Origin of the sequence: Streptomyces sp. WI03-4A, assembly GCF_033792105.1 — a bacterium.
Classification (GTDB): domain Bacteria; phylum Actinomycetota; class Actinomycetes; order Streptomycetales; family Streptomycetaceae; genus Streptomyces; species Streptomyces collinus_A.
Map to the genome: position 1 here is coordinate 15,144 of NZ_JARAUO010000008.1, position 20,589 is coordinate 35,732.

The window sequence follows — 20,589 nt, forward strand, 5'->3', positions numbered from 1 at the left end:
GGCTAGCGAAACCTTCGCTGACGGGGTACACGGCCTGGCACTTGGCCGTCATCGCTCCGGGCTCAGCAGCCACGAACTGCGTGATGTCGGCGGGTGAGGGCTCCCTGGTTGTAGGGCTTCCCGAACTGACACTGCACCGCTCCTGCGGGCCCAACATCCCTGGCTGTCGCCCTACCTTCAGACGGCAAGCTCTGCACAGCGCCATATCGCCGTTGCGGGCTTCTCATCTCTCCCCCTACGTCTCGTTTCGGTCCACGCCCATGCGCCGGGGCAGTCTGCCCCGAGCATGTACTGCACCTGCAGGCGTCCCGAGCGAAGGTGGTCAGCCTCCGACAGGTCTGGACGGGTGGCGGGAGCCCGAGTCAGGTGATGTCGAGGCTGCACAGTCGACTCTGCGTCACTCTGTCCTTGACGCAGCCCCTTTCCCGCCTGCCAGCCCCTTCCCGTCTACGATCGGACGCCTGCGTGTCTACCTGAACTGGGGCCAGTGACTGGCCCGTTGAGCGCGACAGAGCGACCATAGTCGGCAACGCACAGCGACTGTCAAGTTCGCTAGACGGGTCAGACAGGAGGATGGTGGAATGTCAAATCAACTAGACGTGTCCGCTAGGGAGTAGTGAGTCAGGTACATGGGTGAGAGCACACCCGTCGGACGAGGGTTGATCGCCGAGCGGCTGGACGCGTTGATCCTCTCGAGGCACCCGGACGGACGGGGCCCCGGAAGCGAGCGAGAGATCGCCAGACGGAGCCGAGAGCACGCGAAGACACACCCAGGAGCTCCGACTATCAGCCATCAAACTGTTGCCAACATCCGGGACGGGGCAGTCAAGAACCCCGGTGTCGACAGCCTGCGGGCCTTGGCTAACGTCTTCGGCGTCAGACTCGGCTTCTTCCTGGAGGAGGACGATCCGTCAGCGCATGCGACTGATGTGAGCACTCCCCGGCCGCCGGCTCAATCGATACCGGCCGCCCTGCTATCTGCGCGGCTGAATCGCCTCTTCGAGACGATCCACCCCAAGGACCGAGGCCCTTACAACTCCCGCGACGCCGCCGAAGCCATCACCGAGCGTGGCTGTGTGGTCACAGAACTCCAGATCGAAAGGCTACGCAGCGGCACCTGGGAGCCCACGAGCCATGAGCAATTCGAGGCCCTTGCTTCCTTCTTCGGCGTGCCGCTTTCCTACTTCACCGACGATGAGATCGCCTCGCAAGTGGCGGTAGATCTCGACCTTGTGGACGCATTCAAGGCCCAGGGGATCGGCCCGCGCCAGATTGCCCTGCGGGCAGTTGCCGACCTGGACGATGAAGCCCTCGAGGCCCTCGTCCCCGTCATTCAACACCTCCGGCACGCAAGCAAGCGGCAACGGATGTGAGAGACCGATGACGGCAGCGGGCAAGGTGCCGCGTGGCGTGATGAGGCGAGGGCCGACTGAGCCAGCAGCACGGCGAAGGAACACCTGAAGTAGGATCTTGGGGCTTAACTGGGCTTCCACCGCTGCCGGCCGAAGCTCAGGCCGCTGCGCGGTGCGAGGGGGGAACCGCGACGTGATCTTTCTTCAATGGCAGTGGGCCGTTGATCTTCCGAGAAGAGCGAGGATGAACGACAGGGAGTTACGCCGCTATTGCAGCGACATAGTAAGGAAGCTCGACCTCCCAAAGCCGTTCAACATTAACGTACTCGTCGATCAACTGGAAAAGCGTCGCGGCAGGCCCATCTCCCTCATACCGATGCCGCTTCCCGCCGACCGGGGCCCTTGTGGGCTATGGGTGGCCACGCCCGATGTGGACTACGTGATCTACCAGGCGAACACCAGGAAGGCGCACCAAGGCCACATCGTCCTTCATGAGCTCGGGCACATGCTCTGCGAGCACAAGTCGACTCCCGCGGAAGAGAACGAGATGTCCCGCCTGCTCCTGCCGAACATCGACCCTTCAGTAGTCCGCGCCGTCCTTGGCCGCACCCACTACGATCGCAACGAGGAGAAGGCCGCTGAGCTCATTGCCTCGCTGATCCCGCTTCGGGCCGACGGCACGGCTCCACGGCGAGCGTCGACTCCTCCCCCGCACGTAACGGCTCTCGTCAGCCATTTGGAGCGCTCACTGGAGCGAAGCTCCCCGCGAAGGGCGTAGCCCGATGCTGTTCATCGTCGTCTACGCGTTGCTGTCGGTCATCACCTGGAGCGCCTTCGCAGTCAAGCTCAAAGACCTTGTTCGTGACTGGCGGAACAAAGACCTACAACTTCTGTGCCTAGCGATCAGCACGTTCGCTGCACCATTCTTCTTCGCCACTCCCCCGGTCTACGTGCGCGTCGACGCACTGCTCGGTCAACGCAACATCACCACCCTCATCATCTACACCTCGGTGGCTGTCTGCCTCACGTCGTTCCTCGCCCTGCTCGTCAGCTGGTCATCTGCGCAGTCCAAAGTCCGACTGCGTCATCAGTTCCTCGTCGGCTATGCCGTTGCCACGATCGCGGTGATGGCAACCTTCTTCTTCCTCGGCACCGTCGACGACGCAGAACACCCCGTCGACTTCGACGTCCATTACTCCGACACCCGCTACATCTCCGAATTCCTCTTGGCCTACCAGTGCTTGTTCACCGTCAGCATGATCGGGCTAGTCCGCATGTGCTGGCGCTACTCGACGATCGTTGACAAGCCCTGGTTGCGGCGCGGCCTGCGCGTCGTCACCGCGGGAGCTGTCACAGGCCTCGGCTACTGCCTGCCCAAGGCCATCACCCTGGTCTGGGACATGTTCGGAGCGTCGCCACTCGACGCGGTCAACTCCGTCGTCGCACCGATGTTCGCCAGCGCCGCGGCCGCCCTCTTCGCTATCGGCTTCACCATGCCGGTGTGGGGCGTCGGCATCAGCAAGACCGCAGCATGGATATCTGACTACCACGCCTTCCAGCGCCGGTCTCCGCTCTGGCAGGCTCTCACCCAGGCCTTCCCCGAGGTGGTGCTCGTCCCGCCTCCGGCCTCACGGCTCGAACTGGCCCGCGAACTCGCCTTTTTCCAAGGCCGTCAAGTGGTCGAAATCCTTGACGGAGAGATGAGGTTGCAGCTCCACTATGACAGCGCCGTCAGTGAGCTGGCCCGAGAAGCGTGTGCTGACCGTCGAATCACTGGTGCCCGGGCAGACGCTGTGGTCGACGCCGTACACATTGCAGCGGCCTTGCAAGCACACGCGGCGGGCCAGAAGGGCACTCTGGCCGCCAATACAGCGGTACCAGAGTCCGCTGACGGCGACCTCGACAAGGAAGCCGCGCGACTTGTAGAAGTGGCCCACGCATTCCACACCTCCCCGCTCGTTCCGGCCGTTCTGTCGCGCCTCACACCCGGCTTACCTGCCAAGCGATCCCGCTCATGACACTGTTCGACCACACCCTCATGGCAGCCCCTACCGCTACCTATGCCCGTCTACGGGAGGCGGCCGCAGTCCACCGCACCTCAACTCCCGATGGGCAGCCGCTGTGGGTCATCACCCGTTACAGCGAGGCTCGGGCCGCCTTGGCAGATGCCCGTCTGTCACTGAACAAGGCCAACGCGAGAATCAGCGGCGCGTACCAGTCGTCCATGCCACCAGAGCTCGACGCCCATCTGCTCAACATGGACCCACCCGATCACACCCGTCTGCGTCGCCTCGTTGGCACCGGTTTCACGCCACGTCGCATCGCCACTCTTCGCGACCGCATCCAGGTCATGGCGAACGACCTCCTCGCCGCAGAGGCGGGCCCATATATGGACGTCATGCAGGTCCTTGCCACCCCCATCCCCATGGGTGTGATCTGCGAGCTGCTCGGCATCCCCGAGAGCGACCGCCAAGACTTCAGCGCCTGGACCGACACCCTGCTCTCGCCTTCACCCCATTCAGCGGGGGACTCGCGCACGGCAATGCGGCAGATGCACGAGTTCCTAAGTGAGGTCATCGAAGTCAAGCGGGCCCATCCGGCCGACGACCTTCTGTCGGCCCTTACCCAAGCTCGCGACGAGCGCGAGAGACTCAACGAGCAGGAACTGCTCTCGCTCACCTTCCTCATCCTGTTCGCCGGCTACGACAACGCCGTCCACCTCATTGGCAACGCAGCCCTCGGTCTGCTCCTACACCCGCACCTCATGGGCCAAGTCCGGCAGCGCGCCCTGCCCATACGAGCGGTGATCGAAGAAACTCTGCGCTGGAACCCACCCTTCCCCTTGGGCGTACGCCGGTTCGCCTTGGAGGACATCACCATCGGTGGCACAGTCATCCCGGCAGGCGGCCGTGTCTGGATCTCCATCGCCTCTGCGAACAGGGACGAACGCCAGTTTTCTTCACCTGGCATCTTCGCTCCGGACCGCCCCACCGCCCACCTGGCATTCGGCCACGGCATCCACTACTGCCTCGGCGCACCACTTGCTCGTTTGGAAGCGGAGATCGCTATTCACTCTCTACTGGATCACTTCCCTGCGTTGCAACTCGCCGTGCCGGCCGATGACCTACTGTGGTTGCCGACCTTCCACAAGCGCGGCCTCCGCAACCTGCCTGTGTGCATGTAGCTACCGCTGCCGCCTCGACTCTCAGTGCGGCGGCCAAGAACCAGCCGGGGCCGCTCATGGCCTCTGTGTGGACGGCCGGCAATCTCGTGGTGCGGCAGGCGGCTGCGCTGGCCGAGCTGCTCGGCGTCAGCCAGCGCACCGTCGAACGCTACGTGAAGAACCAGATGAAAAAGCCCCGGCCGGAACTCGCCGACCGCCTCGAGCGTGAGGTCCGCGTGCGCTGGCAACCGCAGATCAGGGCCAAGGCCAAGCAGGCCGCGGCCACCACCGGCGGCATCATGATCGACGTGCAGGCCCGGTTCGGCTACACCGCCGCCCCCGGCAGCACCGACGACGCCCGCATCCGCCACCTCACCCTCGCCCTGCCCCCACAGCACGCCGCACGCCTCTTCCAGGCCCGGGAGGCCGGCCTCACCGAGGACCGACTCCGCCAGATCGCGGCGGAGGCCCTGGGTGAGGTCTACTTCCGCGACAAGGGCCGCCGCGCCCACGGCCTCGAAGTCGAACTCACCGACCTGATCGACCTCGACTTCGAGCTGTAGCCGCTTCCTCGCTGGCCCCGGCCGCCCTCCTCAACGAGGAGAACGGTTCCCGCTCCGGCCGCCACCCGCTGGCGTTCGGCGCCGTCACACGGTGGCAGGTGCGTCGCAGAGCAGACGATCGAGATGGAAGGTCGCCGGGTTCGTCTCCGCGGCCAGGCGCAGCAGCCGCAGCGGCTGCGGGCGCAGCCCTGTGACGGTCGTGCGGCGGCCCGGACGGTCGTGCGGGATAGGGGCGAAGAGGAGGTGCAGGCCAGCGATGTCCATGAAGAGCGTGTGGTTCAGGTCCCACAGGGGGTTCAGGAACCTGTGCACGAAGACCGGGTCCCCGGCCAGTGCACCAAAACCGTCTCGTCCCGGGCCTGGCCGGCCGCCGGGTTCGAAGAACCGCCGCCCGGCCACCCGCCATGACGTGGGCAGAGTCCTTGCCACCGGCGAGGCGTACAGCCGCCCCGCCCACCACAAGAAGGGCACCAAACCCCGGCGCACCGAGGAGCGGCAAACTTGACGGCCCGGGCCATGTGCAGCGGGCACGAGGCCGAACAAGTTCACGGGGTACGTCGGTGGATCTCAGCTCAGTGATCATCGCGGTGGCAGGCGTCGCAGGAACCCTGGGAGGGGCATTACTCACCCAGCGCGGCTCCGAACGAGCGAAGCGCCGGGAGATAGAGCTCGTTCGAGACCATGAGGAGATCCGCGAGAACCGTTCGCTGCGACGCACCTGTTATGTGGAACTCAACCGAGATGCCCGGCAGTTCACCACCGCACTCAACCGTCACCTCCACGTCATGAGGGAACGTGGCGTGGAGGATGCCGACAGCGACGCACTCGACGAGGCGAAGAACGCGCACCGCGATCGGTACTCCGAAGCACAGATGATCGCCCCCGAAGAAGTACTCATGCGAGCGAGTGTCGTCAACCGAGCCCTGAACAAGGTCTATGGCCAGGTCAAGCGCCTCGAACGCGGTGCCCCCGAACCAGGCGAAACGATGGAGACTGCGGCTCAGGCTCAGTCCGAGGCCTGGGAGATGCTCCGAACTATGAGAACCGCTATGCGCCACGACCTCGGTGTGCCGCATGAAGATTGAGAGCTAGCACTCAGCTCCGTGCGAGCTCTCTTGTCCGCCTCGACCAGCCAAAAACTGACCGAGGCAGAGGGTAAAACGCAAGGTTAGGGCATCAAAGCGGGAACGAACCCGGGTGCCTGAACGCCAGGTTGGCCACCGCCACCACTAAGACCAGCAGCAGCCACCGGCCCTCCCTCATCTGCTTACGGTTGCCCGTCCGCCAGTACCACACGCCACCGCCTAGCGCCGCCGCCCACGCCACCGCCAGCGCCACCCAGGCGACCTTCACCGGACCCGCACCGCCCACGATCGACAGCACCGTTCCCGCGAGCCCGCAGCCCATCGCCACAACCCACCAGCCGCTACGCCACGGTGCTTCCTGATCCCTGTTCTCACGTCCATGTTCCCGAACTGTCACGGTAGTTGACTCCTTCAAGTCACGTCTGTGGCCCCCGCTGCGGGCGGCAAGGGGGGCCACGCTAAACCATTTAGCCCGGTTTACATGTGGTGATAGCAGGTGATCGCGTCCCACAGCCCGCTCAGCCGCCAGGCCGTCAACCTGCGCGGGCCGAGTGGCGGAGCCGAGCGCAAACCTGGGTCCGGGTGGGACTGTGGCCGCAGGAGATGGAGGCATGGATCGGCGCCGTCGGCGTGGACGGCGCCGCCATAGCCCGAGACTGCCGCACAGCGGGCATCGCCCTGTCCGCGATGAACGTGTCCCTCGACGGCAGGCGCGTCAAAGACCGCCTGCGGGGCGGGGAGCCCGCCTTCTCGGTCCTCGCCCGCGCGACAGCCTGCGGACGCTCACTGTCCGACTTACGCCGCAGGCCCAGCCGCCCCGTCCTCCGGCGCGGGGAAGGTGCCCGGCGCGGAACTCCCGCGCCGGGCACCGGAGGCGGGCGGCGCGCGGTTGGCTTGTCGGGGCGGCCCCGTAGCAGGGCGCATGCGAAGGGGGCCGCCCCCAGCCCCGCCTTCGTGACACGGCAGAGCCGCATCGACGGTATCCGCCGGGTCGCCGAAGCGCTGCTCGGACGGCTTCGGATCAGGGCGCCGCCTTCGGCCTGGTGGGCCAGGTCGTCAGCCCGCCGGTCCGGACTCGAAGGCGGGGACGTCGGCGGGCGACAGGTCCGGGCGCGGCCGGTGCCAGCTCGCGGGATGCCGCCACCGCCCGGCATTGTCGCGGGCTACGTCAACGCCGACCTCCACCACCAGTTCCGGCATCGCGAGGGTGACGTGCAAGCTCTCACGCGAGCCCCATCCGGCGGAGAACGTCCAGCCTGTCCAGGGGTGGTCGTTCCCGGCCGGGGTGAGGAGGCCGGCGAGAGCCCGGCCCGCGGTCTGCGGGAGCGTCGTGCTGCGCCCGATATAGCGCAGGCGTCCGTCGGTGTCGTAGCGGCCCAGCAGCAGCGTGCGGGGCGCTGCCGGGGAGCCGGTGAACGCGTTGACGATGGCGTCCTCGGTCTCGCGGGCCTTGTGTTTTCTCCAGCCTCGGACGGACGGCTCGTACCGTCCCTCCAGCCTCTTGTAGGCCACGCCTTCGAGCCCGACCGCCGTCCAAGTGGTCAGCCACTCGCGCACGGTGGCCGGGTCGGTGGTGGAAGGGCACAGCACCCAGGGCGCGGTGAGCTGGTGGTCGGCGAAGAGGGCTTCCAGGGCGGCCCTGCGGCGGCGGTAGGTCCACCCGGTTGTGTTGGTGCCGGAGAGCCGGAGCAGGTCGAAGGCCACGAAGTGCGCCGGCCACTGCTCGGCCAGGCGCAGCGCGCCGGCGCCGCGTCGCTGCAAGCGGCCCTGCAGCCGCTCGAACGCCAGACGGTCCGCGGCGTCCCATACGACCAATTCCCCGTCCAGGGCGGTCGCGTCCGGGAGCTGCGCGGCACCGGCGCGCAGCTCGGGGAAGGAGGGTTCGAGGTCGGTGCCCCTGCGGGAGCGCAGGATGAGGCGGTGAGCGTCCCAGGACAGCAGTGCACGCCAGCCGTCCCATTTCGGCTCCGCCGCCCAGCCCGGGGGCAGGTCGGGGTCGGACACGGGGGCGGCGAGCATCGGCTCCGGCAGCGTCCAGGTCATGAGCCATGCCTTCCACAGCTGTCGACCTGTGTGCTTTGACGCATGGTGCGGGTGACCGTGGAGCGTTTTACGGGACTGCGCCGCGATCCAGACGAGCGCCGAGGTGCGGATGGCGCGGGCTGCCAGGACGCTGCAGGGTCCGTCCGGCTCGTCCGGCTGAATGCTCCTGCCCGCAGAAGCAGGCACGTCCTGGAAACCGCACCTGATGCACGTCACGTTCATGGTCTCTGCCGCCGCGAGCGGCTGGCCCAGCCCGCGACACCGGACGGCCGGGGTGGTGGAGGCGTCCGCCCGCTAGCGCTTCAGCGGGTGCAGGCACAGGCTGACGCCGTCCTTGCTGTACTCCGGATAGGCGAGGTAGTCCCGGGACGCGCAGGGGCCGTCCGTCGGGTCGACGACGCGGTACTGCGCGTCAGAGGAGCCGCAGCCGACGGGCCTGAGGCTCTGCTCGGGCCAGGGGGCGTCGTTGCGGGCGCACGAGCCGGCGGTCAGGGTCGGGGGGCTGTCGCCGCCGTCCGGCCCCACCAGCATGCCGACCAGCAGGAGCAGCGGCACGGCGAGCACCACGAGGCCGAGCAGGCCCAGCGGGACGAGGGCCAGGATTCCGGCCGGCCGCCTAAACACCGGCTTGCCCGGGTTCAACGGGGGCCGCCACCCGGGCGTGACCGGCTCGGGGATGCGCCGGATGCCGGACAGGGCACTGAGGTTGGCCAGCAGCACGAAGGGGGTGATGAGCACCGACAGCGGGCCCCACCAGCCCATCACCATCGTGTCCGCCTGCATGTCCCGGAAGGACGCCAGCGCGCAGGTGCGGCAGAACACCCCCTGGCGCCGCAGGAACCGCATGATCACCACCATGCCCTGGTGGCCCCGGATGGTCACCGGCGCGGCAGGCGCGGCCCCGCACACCTGGCAGATGGCCGCGAGCGGGTAGGGCCCGGGGGCCTGCGGGTACGGCGCCGGTGTCGGGCCGTACGGTCCCGGCGCCTGCCCGAAGGGCCCCGCAGGCGGCTGGTACGGCCCCGGCGTCTGCGGGTGGGCGGGGTACGGGGGCGGCGGCGTGTTCAACTGGAGCCTTTCCAGGCAGACATGTGGGAACGGCACAGCACCCTACTCGGTGATCGCTCCCGCATGCGCGACGACCACAGGGGCGTCGACGCCTCGGCGCGGTCAGGCTGGGCACACACCCGGCTGGTGCTGCTGCGCGGAGGTGTCGTGGGCCTGGCGAGCTGTGGCCCGAGGAGATGCAGGCATGGATCGCTGCTGTCGGCGAGGACGGTGCCGTCGCTCGGGACTACTGCACGGCGGGCATCCCGCGCCGCGGCCTGCGGGTGCTCGCTGAACGAGTGACCCGCCAGGGGTCTCATAGGGTGGCGGTGGTCCCCCGCCAGCCCGGATGAGGGCAGGAAGGGAACCAGCACCGGCCAGTGAGGGGGAGGGCCTGAGCGACGTGCGGCTGCTCCCCTTCGATCTGCGGCCCAGCGCACTGCCGGCACCGAGCTGAGACACCACGCGCCTGGGGAGGGCGGATGGGGTTCACCGCGGTCCACGCCGACTGGGGGCGGCTGGATGCCTCGCTGGACGATCTCGGCTGTGGCCGTGCCTGGCAGGACGTCCATCGGGTCGAGGGGCTGCGCCTGGCGTGCCCGGAGTGTGGGGGCCGGATGTTCGCGCGGGTCTCCTCCCGCCGGGCCCGGCACTTCTACCACCACCAGCGGCCGCCGGACTGCGAGCTGGCGAACGAGTCCCCGGAACACCACCTGCTGAAGCTGGAGTTGGCCATGGCCGCCCGGGCGGCCGGTTTCAGGGCAGAACTCGAGGTCAGCAGCGCAACGGGGAACTGGCGTGCCGATGTGCTGGTCTTCGATGAGCACGGCCGTGCGTTCATGGCGCTGGAAGCGCAGTTGTCGCCGATGACGCCGGATGATGCGCGGATGCGGACGGAACGTTATGCGCGCGACGGTGTCGGGGTGTGCTGGGTCGGGCTGCAGGGGCGGCCGTGGCAGCGGGCCGTGCCTTCACTGCGCGTGGAGTACCCCGAAGAACGCGGGGCCGGCTGGACGGTGCGGCACGGCCTGGCCCGCTATACCTGGGCTCCGCGCACGCTGGCGGGGAAGGCGGGCTGGGTCCACATCACCTGCCCGCTCGGCGATGCGATCCGGTGGATCCTCCAGGGGCGTGTGCACCCCCACGCCGGGCCGGCAGGCACGGTGTGGTGGACGGCCCCCGCCTACGTGGACCTGGCGGCCGCCCGCGCCCGGCTGGAGGCGGATGCCGATGCCGCCGCGCGCGCCCGGGCCGCCGAACAGGCCCGCCAATCTGACGCCGCACGTGCCAAGACAGCCGAGCAGGACCGCCGGCCTGCCGCCGCGCATGCCTCTGCCGCCGAACGGCGTCTGCAGGAGGCCCTGCTGCAAGCACAGGAACGGCGGGCCGAGCAGGAACGATTAGCCATCTTCCTCGAACACGCCGGGATGGATGCCGGGGTGTGGGCCGCCTTCACGCGGCTCGTGCGCACCGTCTCCGGCAAGACGGTCGAGTACGGCGGCCAGAGCCCCGCACACGGCAACGGACTGCTCGTCTACAGCAGGTCCCACCCGGGCCGGGAGTTCCGGCTCGCCGGTGTGGTGTGCCCCGATCCTGCAGCACTCGCCGGGTGGCCGGCCGAGCTGACGATCCTGGTACCCAGCCAGACCTGGCTCGCCCGCATCCAGGCCGCCGCCCGCACCCCCCTGAAAGTCGCAGTGCTGAACCCGACCACCAGCCACTGCACCTTCTCGCGCATACGACCCCAGTCCCCAGTCAGCCCGCAGGCGCAGGCACGTCCTGAAAACCGCACCTGAAGCACGTCACGTTCATGGGCCACACCGCCCGGTACCTCGTCGAGCGACGGGGCGGTGAGACAGTGGTCGCATGTGCGGCCGATACGTCTCCACCCGGCGCCCGCAGAACCTGGCGCAGCTCTTCCACGCCGACCAGTGGCCGGCCACCGAGGCGCTCGCACCGAACTGGAACGTCGCCCCGACCGACGACGTCTGGGCGGTCCTGGAGCGCACCCCACGCGACGACGACGGGGCGCCGCCCGCGCGGGAGTTGCGGCCCTTGCGCTGGGGCCTGGTGCCGTCCTGGGCGAAGGAGGCGAAGATCGGCGCCCGGATGATCAACGCCCGGGTGGAGACCGTGCACGAGAAACCGGCCTTCCGCCGCGCGTTCCTCAAGCGCCGCTGCCTGCTGCCGGGCCGAGCGGTCACAACTGCTCCATCACCGCGCTGGTGATCACCGCCACGAGATTGTCGGTCCAGCAGTCGGCCTCCTTGGTCGCGACCTCCGCACCGCAGCCAGTACACACCAGGTTGGGACCGTCCTGCCCGGCGGGCCCGCAGCACCCACTGAGACGGTGACGGTCCGGATGCGAGACCATGTTCGGCACATCGTCGGGATGGAAGATCAGCAACGAGCCGTCGAAGTTGGGCGAGTACCTTCCTCGCGCCATGCGGGATGAGACGACTTCATGATCGAGCGGGCGCTCGGGCCCGCGTTGCGGCGTCCCCTGCTGGACGTCTCCGGTAAGCGGCTGCCGACAATTCACACAAAGAAATACGGTCAAATTATTCACCTCCACCAGGTGGCGTGAGCCTGTCCGCGGACTCTGCAAATTCCACCAGGCCATCCTCGGAAACAACGATGGGCATAGCGCCACCGGAATCGGTGATCAACCACCCCAATACGTCCTGAGTGACAGGCCCGTCATCCTCATCGTCCCATGCCGCACGCCAACCGTTTCCGGGCAGAACACCGACCACACGACCCGCCCGCTCAAGGCGTACGAAATCAGGATAGGACGCCACAGGCCTGAGAGTCCCCGAGTCTGTATCGACAACGAGGGCGGAACCGGTCACCGGCTCCCACGCTTCAACGGGACGCATGCGGGCCATTTCCCCCCCTTCAACACCGGAGAAATAAGCGGTCCAGCCCGTCTTGTTGAAGTATTTCATACTTGTCTCCAGAGTTCGCCGTCTTGAAATCCGCAGGTCCCCCGCCGCGCGGTTCGCGACAGGGGACCATGAGCCGGAGCTTATCTCAACTCACTCGAACATCCTATTGATGGGATGCGCCGTTCGAAGTGTTCCATCGTCGTTGACGATGACCCGAATACCGGATGCCGGATACCCGCCATCGTTAGGGCTGAGAGTTCCGATCTTGTCGCCGAAGTCGTATTCATAAACCGTTCCGGTCCTCGGTTCTCCCGTTTTGGGGTCTCGGGTGTTCGGCTTCCCGGTGCTTCGTTCGACCGTCTCGATAATCCTCTGCTTGACGAGCTTCGCCTTGCCGGTGAACAGCCCCTTGCCGTCGTCCACTCCCTCCCCTCCCTGCCGGTGGTTGTCAACGATGTGCTTCCACGCCTTCGGGTCGTCGAAGAGCTTGGCACTCGGACCCTCAGCAGAGGATCCGGCGGAGTCAGCTTCTCGGAATGCCTTGCCCAGTTTGTCTGCCCCCGATGCCATCATCGGGCTGCCGACGGCGAGCATTCCGGTGCCGACGGCTATGACCGGGGCACCGCCGGCGCAGAGGACACCTGTTCCGCAGGCCGTGACGCCTGTGGCGATCGCCTCGCCTCCGTGCCGCGCCCGCACCGGAATACCCACACGTGCGAGGAGCCGTGCCGGGCCTGCGGGGCGCTGTTCACCTGGAACCCCTCCTGCTCGACCATGAACCCGCCGTCGCCGACCGACCCGCCGAAGACCGCCGGGTGCAGCCCCGCGTCGGCCAGCAGCCGGATCGCAGTGTCCGTGAACGGGGTGCGCCCGTCCTCGGCGTGCCGCCCGGGGAAGGAGCCGACCGCCGGCGTGCTGCTCTTGAGGCACCACGCGACGTCGCACTCTTCCGACTCGTACGTCACCCGGCGCCCGGTCCGCACGAACGTGGCGCCGCGCAGCACCGCGTTGGCCACGTCGACCAAGGCGTCGACGCGCTCATGCACGGTGGGCGGCCGGTGGTCGGTGACGCTGTGCCCCTCGGTGCGCAGGAACCAGAACCCGTCAGCATGCTCCAGGCCGTACTGAGCAGATCCCCGGCCTGACCGACTCTGCGGAGGCATCCCGCCTGCTGACTGACCAGGCACGAGCCGGATGGCCCGCCATCACACTCGCCCAGCGCCTGGACATCACCCCATGCACCGTCGGCGTGGCAGGCGCGCACTGCGGACCGATGCCTCCTGCGACAATGCCGCGATGCGACGCTGGTCACCAGCTCGGGGAGGGGAACTCCATTGATCAGTCGCGGAGCGCTCTGTCTGCTTCTCCTGCTCTAGCTGCGCGGCGACGGCACGGTTCTGGAAGCAGTCAGCCTGTCGAGGCAGCACTCCCACTTGGTGTCGTCCGCTAACCACCGGCCGCGGCGCGGCATGGTACGCGATCTGCCCGCCAGCGCCGGCCCACAGCTGGGCGTCGTGCCGTGGTTGTCAGCGTGGTCAGCTGAACGTGTTGCAGTCGGCGATGCGGCCGGAGCGGTAACCGGTGTTGAACCATTGCTGGCGCTGGCTCGCGGAGCCGTGGGTCCAGGTGTCGGGTGTGACCTTGCCCTGGTAGCGCTGCTGGATCCGGTCGTCTCCGACGGCGGCGGCCGCGTCCAGCCCGCGGTTGATGTCGTCCTTCGTCAAGTCGGTGATCAGTGGCTTGCCGCTCTTGGGGTCGGGGGTGGTGGTGGCGTGGTGGGCCCACACTCCGGCGTAGCAGTCCGCCTGCAACTCGAGTTTCACCGAGCCGCTGTTCCGGCCCTTTCCGCTGCCGCGGGAGATCGTTCCGCTGAGGTCCTGGGAGTGGTGGCCGTATTCGTGCGCGATTACGTAGGCCTCGGCGAACGGGCCGCCCTTGGCGCCGAACTTGCTGCTCAGGTCGTTGAAGAAGCCGAGGTCGAGGTAGACCTTGTCATCGGCTGAGCAGTAGAAGGGGCCGACGTCGGAAGTCGCGATCCCGCAACCGGTGTTCACACGGCCGGTGAACAGGAACATGGGGGCCTGCTGGTAGGGCTTGCCGGCGGCTGTCTCCGTCTGCTTCCAGAATGCCTGCACACTGTCGACCACGGCGACGATCCGGCACTCCTTCTTGCGGTTGGCGTCGGCGCCGGTCCGGCAGTCCGCCGCGAGGTCCGCTGCTGACTTGCCGGACGAGGACGTGTCGCTGCTGCCCGAGCCGAACATGCCGGGGTCGACACCCAAGAGCACGGACACGACCAGCACCACGAGCCCGACCAGTCCGCCGCCGATGGTCTTCCCTCCACCCGGGATCCCGCCCAGCGCACCTCCCCGCCCGTCCTCGACCTCGGACGTGTCCAGAGCAGCATCGTCGTCGAATTGCATACGTCGCCCCTCCCTCAAGCAGCGCGCCGGACCGCCCCGCGTCGTCCCGCTCGCCTACCCCGTACGAGGACATCCCCATCCCGTCCTCTTCCTGCCCCGCCTCTCGGATGAGCCGGCGGGCGACGCCGCAACGCCGCTCTCTGGGTGGACGGCGGACCGCCCGTGCCCGGTAACGCCCCCTCCATGCCGTCCCCGCGCAGCCGGGCCCTGCCTGTCGCCGGTGCCGGGACCGTGCCCGCGAGACTCAGCCGACGGACGGCCGCCGCGGGCCGGTCGGGACGATCGCGTACTCGTCGAAGAGCCGCTCACGGGCTTCGTGACCGTGCGTGCGGCAGTACTCCATCACGGCCGCCGTCACCGGCAACACCCAGAGAATGCGGGCGTGTCCGTCGACCAGCTGGCATAGCTTTAGACGGGTGCCGTAGAAGAAGGGCCACAGCTCCCCGATGGACAGGCTGTGCGCGACGCCGGTGCAGGTGGTCGTCGTGTTGCTCATGCCAACCATCTTCAGCGGCCGTTGGCCTTGTTCGCAGGCCAGGGGGATCTTGGTGGTGAAGCCTCCCCGTGACCGGCCCAAGCCGTGGTCGTCGGGCTCGGTGCCGGCCGTGAAGCCACGCAGCCGTTTCGGCATCGGACGCCGCCGGTAACTCCGTCACCACGGACGTGCCCGGCAGCCCAGGCCAGGCCATGAAGGCCGGGTCACCCGGCGCGCTGGGTTGTCTCTCCGGCCTGAGCCGGTACGGCGGGCAGGGCAACGGTGCAGGAAGCGCAGCGTCGGGCCTGGGCGGGTACGGGGCTGAGGCATTCGGGGCAGTCCCGTTTGGGGGCCTGGACGTCTTGGTGCGGGGCGAGGCGTTCGTGGAGCTTGTTGATCGGGAGCACGACCAGGAAGTACAGGGCGCTGGCGAGGAGGAGGAAACTGATCGCCGCGTTGAGGAAGGCGCCGTAGGGGAACTTGGTGGCGCCTACGGTGAAGGTCTTGCGGCTCATGTCGCCCGTGGCGCCGGTGGCCAGCCCGACGAGTGGGGTCAGGAAGGCGCTGACGAAGCCGTTCACCACGGCGGTGAACGCCGCCCCGATGACGATGCCGACGGCCAGGTCGACCACGTTGCCGCGCAGGATGAAACTGCGGAAGCCCTTCACCTTCTCACCCCTAAGAGGTTCTTGACGTCGACGAGCGGCACCGAAAACGCGGCCAGCCCACCCCCTCCCACCTCGGATGCCCTGCCACCCCTCACCCATGCCGGCTCCGCCGCGCGGCGCGGCGATGTACCAGTTCACCAGACCATGCATGACCTGCTGCGCCGACAGGTGCGCTGGGACCGCTGAGCGTTGAGGTCAGCCGCTGGCGTCAGGCCACAGGGCCGCGGCACCACCACGAGCCCGACCATGGATAGCCCGCACGTTTGTCATGCTCGCCTGCGCGCCCATCGCCCGACTCGCTCTGCACCGCCTGGTACAGCCCTGACTCGCTGCCGGCCGACCGCTCGGGGCTACCCACCGGCGCATCGACCGGTGCGTCGACCGGTACGTCCGGCACGAGCATTGCCGAGCGCCGCGTACGTCCGCGAGGGGAGTGGACCGGGATCCGGGTCGCCGTGCTCGCGACCGTAGATGCGGCCACGCAACAACTGCTCATCGCCGTTCATACCGACCAGCGTTGCAGCCACCACCGACAACTGAACACCAAAGGCGGTACGCAACTCGGCTGCTCTGTCGGTGGGGGCGCATAGCGTGAGCCGGCATATCGAACGCGCAGCAGGAATCGCCGTGCCACTCACTGGGGAGCAGTCTGCTTCCGTCGCCGTGCCGTGCAGCGTCGGCCGCGGCGGTCGTCCGTCCGTCACGGCCAGGCATAGTGCGCCGACTACGGCTGCACCCGCGCCGAGTGCCGCCTCGCCTCGCACAAAACGGCAGCCAGGCCCTCTCATGGTTTTTGCTGAAACCCCAGCGCTCGGCTCACTTCGAGGGAGGCATTGACAATGCATCAGGGTCGGCTGGCGGTGTGCGGAAGCCATGGCTACGAGCAGTTTGCCTTGAACGAGTGCGGACGGTCCCCGCCGAGGTCGGCGGGGAGACGCCGTTCCCACACCACTAGGTCTGAGCAGAGCGCCATGTTCAGAAGGTCAGCCATGGACGCGGAGCACGCCCGTTGCATCCCTTGCTCATTTCTCTGTCTCGACTGCAGACATGGCTGGGACGGCACGTACGACATCGACATGATCGTGGACGAGCATGGCAGGATCGCCCCCGTCTATCACCTTGACGGCAGGCAGTCGCCCCGCTGCCCCACCTGCCGGAGCCATCAGATCCGCGTTGTGCGGCGAAGGCCGATTCGTCCGCCGGGCTAGCTCGGCGGTCCAGCTGTAATGATCTGTTCCGCCCAAATGATCTTCCCGTTCTTCGTGTACCGAGTGCCCCACCGGCGGGCCATCTGGGCGACGATCAGCAGGCCGCGTCCCCCCTCGTCGGTGGTCCGCGCGTGGCGCAGCCGTGGAGCGGTGCTGCTGGAGTCGGACACTTCACAGATCAGGCCGCGGTCCCTGATCAAGCGCAGGCAGACCGGTCCAGCCGCGTGGCGGATCGCGTTGGTCACCAGCTCACTGACGATGAGTTCCGTGGTGAAACTCAGATCGGGGATGCCCCACTCGGTCAGCTTCTGCACCGCGAGGTCGCGGGCGTGCGCGACGGCAGCCGGGTCAGTGGGAAGGTCCCATGAGGCGACGCGGTCCGGGGCCAGGACGCGGGTGCGGGCGAGGAGCAGGGCCGCGTCGTCGGCGGGCGGGCCTGTCAGCAGGCTGTCGATCACTCGTTGGCCGGTCTCCTCCAGGGTGGGCAGGGGTGCCGCGACAGCATTGCCCAGCAGGGAGAGTCCGTCGTCGATGTCCCGGTCGACGGACTCGATGAGGCCGTCGGTGTAGAGGGCGATGAGGCTGCCGTCTTCCAGCTCGGTCTCGATGGCCTCGAAGGGAAGGTAGCCGAGGCCGAGTGGGGGTCCGGCGGGCAGGTCCAGGATCCGGGCGGCGCCGTCGGGAGCGACGATCATCGGGGGAAGGTGACCGGCCCGAGCCATCGTGCACAGCCTGCTGACCGGGTCGTAGACGGCGTACAGGCAGGTGGCGCCCAGGAACGCGGTGCCCGTGGCCTCGCCCTCGGCCTCCATGGGGGCATCAGTGTCGTGCGCTCCCATGAGGCCGATGACCAGGTCGTCCAAATGTGCCAGCAGTTCGTCTGGGGAGAGGTCGAGATTGGCGAGCGTGCGTACGGCGACGCGCAGGCGTCCCATGGTCGCCGCCGCGTTGATTCCGTGCCCTGCCACGTCCCCGACGACCAGGGCGACGCGTGCTCCGGAGAGCGGAATGACGTCGAACCAGTCGCCGCCCACACCGCTCGGGGCATCGGCCGGTAGGTACCACGAGGCCACGGCGAGAGCGGACCCTCCGGACAGGTCTTGCGGCAACAGGTAGCGCTGCATGGAGCGGGCGGCAGTGCGCTCGCGGGTGAAGCGGCGTGCGTTGTCGATGCACACCGCCGCGCGCGAGACGAGTTCCTCGGCGAGGCGGACGTCACCGTCCTCGAAGGGGCCCAGCCGCCGTGACCGGGCGAACGTCGCCACCCCCAGGGTGACGCCGCGCGCCCGCACGGGGATCACCATGACCGAGCGGAAGTCGTAGTCCAGGAACGAGGCGCCCAGCGTCTCGTCCACGGTCACCCACGGGCTGTTGGTGCGGTCAAGGACCCGTTCGACCAGGGTCTTACTCTCGAGCAGACAGCGGGTCACGGGCGTCGCGGGCGCACGTCGGACTGTCTCCCCCACCGCTAGTGACGCCTCGGGGCAGCCCTCGCGGACCGACTGCTGGGCCGCTCGGCGAAGCACGGGCGCCATGCCGATCGGCCCGGGTGTCGGCTCCTCGCCCCTGATGACCGAGTCCAGCAGGTCGACGGCGACGAAGTCGGCGACGGCCGGCACAGCATCGTCGGTCAGTTCCTGAGCGGTCCGCGTGACGTCCAGGGTGCTGCCGATGCGCGCGGCGGCGTCATTGAGCAGGGCCAGGCGTTCCTGCGCCCGCCAGCGCTCGGTAACGTCGATGATCATGTACCAGATGCCGACGTTCCGGTCGTGGCGGTCCTTCATCGCGAAGAAGGAGGCGGAGATCGCGCGGCTTCGGTCGTGCACCGTGTAGCCGGCACCGCGGTACTCGTAGTCCATCACCGGTGTGCCGGTCTGCAAGACTTCGCGCATCTTCTCCTCGAAGGCGTCAGCCTCGGCCTGTGGCAGGATCTCGGCCATCCGCCGCCCCAGCCGCCGCTTCAGCGGGATCTGGCGGTCCAGTGGCTCGTTCACCCAGACGTAGCGCAGATCCGTGTCGAGGACGGCGATGCCGACCGGTGCGTGGCTGAGGAATGGGGTGAGCATCAGCTGGCTCACCCCGCCGCCCGGCATCCGCCAGAAGGCTCGTTTCGGAGGCCGGCCGACGAACCTGCCGAAGATCAGTGCCGCGGCTGTGGCGACCAGGACGCCCGGAATCATCTCGTAGATGCCGGACCAGAAGGGGCCGTGCAGCGGCTTGACCACACGCCACAGGAGCACCGTGACCGCGCCGGACACGATCCCGGCCATGGCCCCCGCCCAGGTCATACGCGGCCAGTACAGCGAGAGCAGGACTACCGGGCCGAACGCAGCTCCGAAGCCCGCCCAGGCGTACCCCACGATCCCCAGCAGCCCGCCTCCCCTCAGCGCGATCAGGGAGGCCACCAGGGTCACGAGGACGACGGCGGCGCGACCCACCCACATCAGTGCCTCGTCCGGGGCGCGCCGCTTGAGGAACGCGTGGTAGAAGTCCTCCGTGAGGGCGACCGACGACACCAGGAGCTGACTGTCCGCAGTCGAGATGATGGCGGCGAGCACCGCGATCAGCATCACACCGGCGCCCCACGGGCTGAACAGGGTCCGGCTTAGAGTGATGTACACCGTCTGCGGGTCATGGAGCGGCGTGCCGAACTGCGCGATGCCCAGCAGGCCGACGAGCGTGGCGCCGGCCAGCACCACGACCACCCAGCCGGTCTCGATACGACGGGCAGCGGGTACGGCACCGGTGCTGCGGATGCCCATGAAGCGGGCAAGGATGTGCGGCTGCCCGAAGTAGCCGAGGCCCCACGAGAGCAACGAGATGATCGCGACGGCGCCGAGCGACCCGCCGCCTCCCGACCACCGTCCGTTCGCGAAGTCGACCTTGGCGCCCATGTCCAACAGGCCGGGCGTCTTGCTGTTGAGGGAGTCACGAAGCGCTGCAAAGCCACCGAACGTCGCGATACCGACGACGGGGAGCACCAACAGGGCGAGGAACATCAGCGTGGCCTGCATGACGTGCGTCAGGCTCACGGCCAGGAAGCCACCCAGGCACGAGTAGACGACGATCACCAGGGCGGTCAGGGCCACCCCGAGCCTGAACCCGGCACCGAAGATGTGTCCGAACAGCAGCCCTCCGGCCACCAGCCCACTGGCCACGTAGACGGTGAAGAACACAAGGGTCACCGCTGCGGAGACCATCCGGAGCGTCCGTGTGCGGTCCTCGAACCGCTCCTCCAGATAGGCCGACAGGCTCACCGCGTTCCCGGCGCGCTCGGTGTAGGTACGCAGCCTCGGCGCGACGAACAGCCAGTTGAAGTAGGTGCCGAGCACCAGTCCGACCGCGATCCAGCTGGCGCCGACGCCGGCTGCGTACACGGCTCCGGGGAAGGCGAGGAACAGCCAGCCGGACATGTCGCTGGCCCCTGCGGACAGGGCGGCGACGAACGCGGGGAGCCTGCGGCCCCCCAGGGCGAAGTCGGCGAACGTGCGGGTACGGCGGTACGCCCAGACACCGGTTCCGACCATGACGGCCACGTATACGAGGAACGTGGCCACGATCGGCGCACTCAAATCGGACATCCTGCCTCGCCTGCGAGGTTCATGAGCACGGGCGCCGCCGACGCGCGCCCGACAGTCGCGGCCCTACAGGGGTAAATGTACAGATCCCGGTCA

19 protein-coding genes and 2 pseudogenes are annotated in these 20,589 nt (G+C 68.1%); 9 read left to right on the forward strand and 12 right to left on the reverse strand.

What is annotated here, in order from left to right:
* Positions 1-857 precede the first annotated feature (857 nt).
* The 5 genes from PV343_RS11225 (at position 858) to tpg (ending at position 5,078) form a co-directional block, all read left to right on the forward strand.
* Positions 858-1,373 (forward strand): XRE family transcriptional regulator, encoded by a 516-nt coding sequence (locus PV343_RS11225; protein WP_319146705.1) that lies wholly within the window; start codon positions 858-860, stop codon positions 1,371-1,373.
* A gap of 223 nt (positions 1,374-1,596) precedes the next feature.
* Positions 1,597-2,130, forward strand: a complete 534-nt coding sequence (locus PV343_RS11230; protein WP_319146706.1) for a hypothetical protein — start codon at positions 1,597-1,599, stop codon at positions 2,128-2,130.
* 4 nt (positions 2,131-2,134) lie between these two features.
* Positions 2,135-3,370: an MAB_1171c family putative transporter gene (locus PV343_RS11235; protein WP_319146707.1), complete on the forward strand. Its 1,236-nt coding sequence runs from the start codon at positions 2,135-2,137 to the stop codon at positions 3,368-3,370.
* Positions 3,367-4,536, forward strand: coding sequence for a cytochrome P450 (locus PV343_RS11240; RefSeq protein ID WP_319146708.1), 1,170 nt, complete (start codon positions 3,367-3,369; stop codon positions 4,534-4,536). Before PV343_RS11235 ends, PV343_RS11240 begins: the two co-directional genes overlap by 4 nt.
* 56 nt (positions 4,537-4,592) lie before the next feature.
* Complete coding sequence (gene tpg / locus PV343_RS11245) at positions 4,593-5,078, forward strand: telomere-protecting terminal protein Tpg (protein ID WP_319146709.1); 486 nt, start codon at positions 4,593-4,595, stop codon at positions 5,076-5,078.
* Positions 5,079-5,162: 84 nt separating this feature from the next.
* Here tpg and PV343_RS11250 read toward each other — a convergent pair whose 3' ends face one another.
* The gene (locus tag PV343_RS11250) at positions 5,163-5,390 is read right to left on the reverse strand and encodes a hypothetical protein (RefSeq protein WP_319146910.1); all 228 of its coding nucleotides are present in this window, start codon (positions 5,388-5,390) and stop codon (positions 5,163-5,165) included.
* Here PV343_RS11250 and PV343_RS11255 point away from each other — a divergent pair.
* Positions 5,359-5,583: pseudogene (locus tag PV343_RS11255) on the forward strand (transposase); the annotation flags it as partial. The gene PV343_RS11250 and the pseudogene PV343_RS11255 sit on opposite strands and share 32 nt — an antisense overlap.
* Before the next feature lie 70 nt (positions 5,584-5,653).
* Positions 5,654-6,163 carry a hypothetical protein gene (locus PV343_RS11260; RefSeq protein WP_319146710.1) on the forward strand — a complete coding sequence of 170 codons (510 nt, stop codon included), beginning with the start codon at positions 5,654-5,656 and terminating at the stop codon, positions 6,161-6,163.
* Positions 6,164-6,254: 91 nt separating this feature from the next.
* Here PV343_RS11260 and PV343_RS11265 read toward each other — a convergent pair whose 3' ends face one another.
* From PV343_RS11265 to PV343_RS11275, 3 genes are all read right to left on the reverse strand, one after another.
* The gene (locus PV343_RS11265; RefSeq protein ID WP_319146711.1) at positions 6,255-6,560 is read right to left on the reverse strand and encodes a hypothetical protein; all 306 of its coding nucleotides are present in this window, start codon (positions 6,558-6,560) and stop codon (positions 6,255-6,257) included.
* Between the two features lie 659 nt (positions 6,561-7,219).
* Positions 7,220-8,206, reverse strand: coding sequence for an ATP-dependent DNA ligase (locus tag PV343_RS11270; protein ID WP_319146712.1), 987 nt, complete (start codon positions 8,204-8,206; stop codon positions 7,220-7,222).
* Between the two features lie 294 nt (positions 8,207-8,500).
* Positions 8,501-9,052 carry a hypothetical protein gene (locus tag PV343_RS11275; protein ID WP_319146713.1) on the reverse strand — a complete coding sequence of 184 codons (552 nt, stop codon included), beginning with the start codon at positions 9,050-9,052 and terminating at the stop codon, positions 8,501-8,503.
* A 683-nt stretch (positions 9,053-9,735) separates the two neighbouring features.
* On the opposite strand from PV343_RS11275, the gene PV343_RS11280 reads away from it, so the two are divergent.
* Both PV343_RS11280 and PV343_RS11285 read left to right on the forward strand, forming a co-directional pair.
* Positions 9,736-11,049 carry a competence protein CoiA gene (locus tag PV343_RS11280; RefSeq protein WP_319146714.1) on the forward strand — a complete coding sequence of 438 codons (1,314 nt, stop codon included), beginning with the start codon at positions 9,736-9,738 and terminating at the stop codon, positions 11,047-11,049.
* A 70-nt stretch (positions 11,050-11,119) separates the two neighbouring features.
* Positions 11,120-11,443: pseudogene (locus PV343_RS11285) on the forward strand (SOS response-associated peptidase); the annotation flags it as partial.
* Positions 11,444-11,453: 10 nt separating this feature from the next.
* On the opposite strand, the gene PV343_RS11290 reads toward PV343_RS11285, so the two are convergent.
* The 8 genes from PV343_RS11290 to putP form a co-directional block, all read right to left on the reverse strand.
* Entirely contained in the window at positions 11,454-11,813 is a 360-nt protein-coding gene (locus PV343_RS11290) for a hypothetical protein (protein WP_319146715.1), read from the reverse strand.
* A 1-nt stretch (position 11,814) separates the two neighbouring features.
* Positions 11,815-12,201 (reverse strand): hypothetical protein, encoded by a 387-nt coding sequence (locus PV343_RS11295; RefSeq protein ID WP_319146716.1) that lies wholly within the window; start codon positions 12,199-12,201, stop codon positions 11,815-11,817.
* A 90-nt stretch (positions 12,202-12,291) separates the two neighbouring features.
* Positions 12,292-12,852 carry a hypothetical protein gene (locus tag PV343_RS11300; RefSeq protein WP_319146717.1) on the reverse strand — a complete coding sequence of 187 codons (561 nt, stop codon included), beginning with the start codon at positions 12,850-12,852 and terminating at the stop codon, positions 12,292-12,294.
* Positions 12,750-13,304, reverse strand: a complete 555-nt coding sequence (locus tag PV343_RS11305; protein WP_319146719.1) for a hypothetical protein — start codon at positions 13,302-13,304, stop codon at positions 12,750-12,752. Before PV343_RS11305 ends, PV343_RS11300 begins: the two co-directional genes overlap by 103 nt.
* A gap of 372 nt (positions 13,305-13,676) precedes the next feature.
* A complete protein-coding gene (locus PV343_RS11310; RefSeq protein WP_319146720.1) occupies positions 13,677-14,564 on the reverse strand; it encodes a neutral zinc metallopeptidase in 888 nt (295 codons plus the stop codon).
* Positions 14,565-14,808: 244 nt separating this feature from the next.
* Entirely contained in the window at positions 14,809-15,060 is a 252-nt protein-coding gene (locus PV343_RS11315) for a hypothetical protein (protein WP_319146721.1), read from the reverse strand.
* 203 nt (positions 15,061-15,263) lie between these two features.
* A complete protein-coding gene (gene mscL, locus PV343_RS11320) occupies positions 15,264-15,707 on the reverse strand; it encodes a large conductance mechanosensitive channel protein MscL (RefSeq protein ID WP_319146722.1) in 444 nt (147 codons plus the stop codon).
* A gap of 1,204 nt (positions 15,708-16,911) precedes the next feature.
* Positions 16,912-20,496, reverse strand: a complete 3,585-nt coding sequence (gene putP, locus PV343_RS11325; RefSeq protein WP_319146723.1) for a sodium/proline symporter PutP — start codon at positions 20,494-20,496, stop codon at positions 16,912-16,914.
* Positions 20,497-20,589 lie beyond the last annotated feature (93 nt).

Bases quoted from the DNA above. Each gene is read 5' to 3' on its own strand.
- PV343_RS11230 (WP_319146706.1), top strand. From the start codon at position 1,597: ATGAACGACAGGGAGTTACGCCGCTATTGCAGCGACATAGTAAGGAAG.
- PV343_RS11235 (WP_319146707.1), top strand. From the start codon at position 2,135: ATGCTGTTCATCGTCGTCTACGCGTTGCTGTCGGTCATCACCTGGAGC.
- PV343_RS11240 (WP_319146708.1), top strand. From the start codon at position 3,367: ATGACACTGTTCGACCACACCCTCATGGCAGCCCCTACCGCTACCTAT.
- tpg (WP_319146709.1), top strand. From the start codon at position 4,593: ATGGCCTCTGTGTGGACGGCCGGCAATCTCGTGGTGCGGCAGGCGGCT.
- PV343_RS11270 (WP_319146712.1), bottom strand. From the start codon at position 8,206: ATGACCTGGACGCTGCCGGAGCCGATGCTCGCCGCCCCCGTGTCCGAC.
- PV343_RS11275 (WP_319146713.1), bottom strand. From the start codon at position 9,052: ATGCGGTTCCTGCGGCGCCAGGGGGTGTTCTGCCGCACCTGCGCGCTG.
- PV343_RS11280 (WP_319146714.1), top strand. From the start codon at position 9,736: ATGGGGTTCACCGCGGTCCACGCCGACTGGGGGCGGCTGGATGCCTCG.
- PV343_RS11295 (WP_319146716.1), bottom strand. From the start codon at position 12,201: ATGAAATACTTCAACAAGACGGGCTGGACCGCTTATTTCTCCGGTGTT.
- PV343_RS11305 (WP_319146719.1), bottom strand. From the start codon at position 13,304: ATGCCTCCGCAGAGTCGGTCAGGCCGGGGATCTGCTCAGTACGGCCTG.
- PV343_RS11310 (WP_319146720.1), bottom strand. From the start codon at position 14,564: ATGCAATTCGACGACGATGCTGCTCTGGACACGTCCGAGGTCGAGGAC.
- PV343_RS11315 (WP_319146721.1), bottom strand. From the start codon at position 15,060: ATGAGCAACACGACGACCACCTGCACCGGCGTCGCGCACAGCCTGTCC.
- putP (WP_319146723.1), bottom strand. From the start codon at position 20,496: ATGTCCGATTTGAGTGCGCCGATCGTGGCCACGTTCCTCGTATACGTG.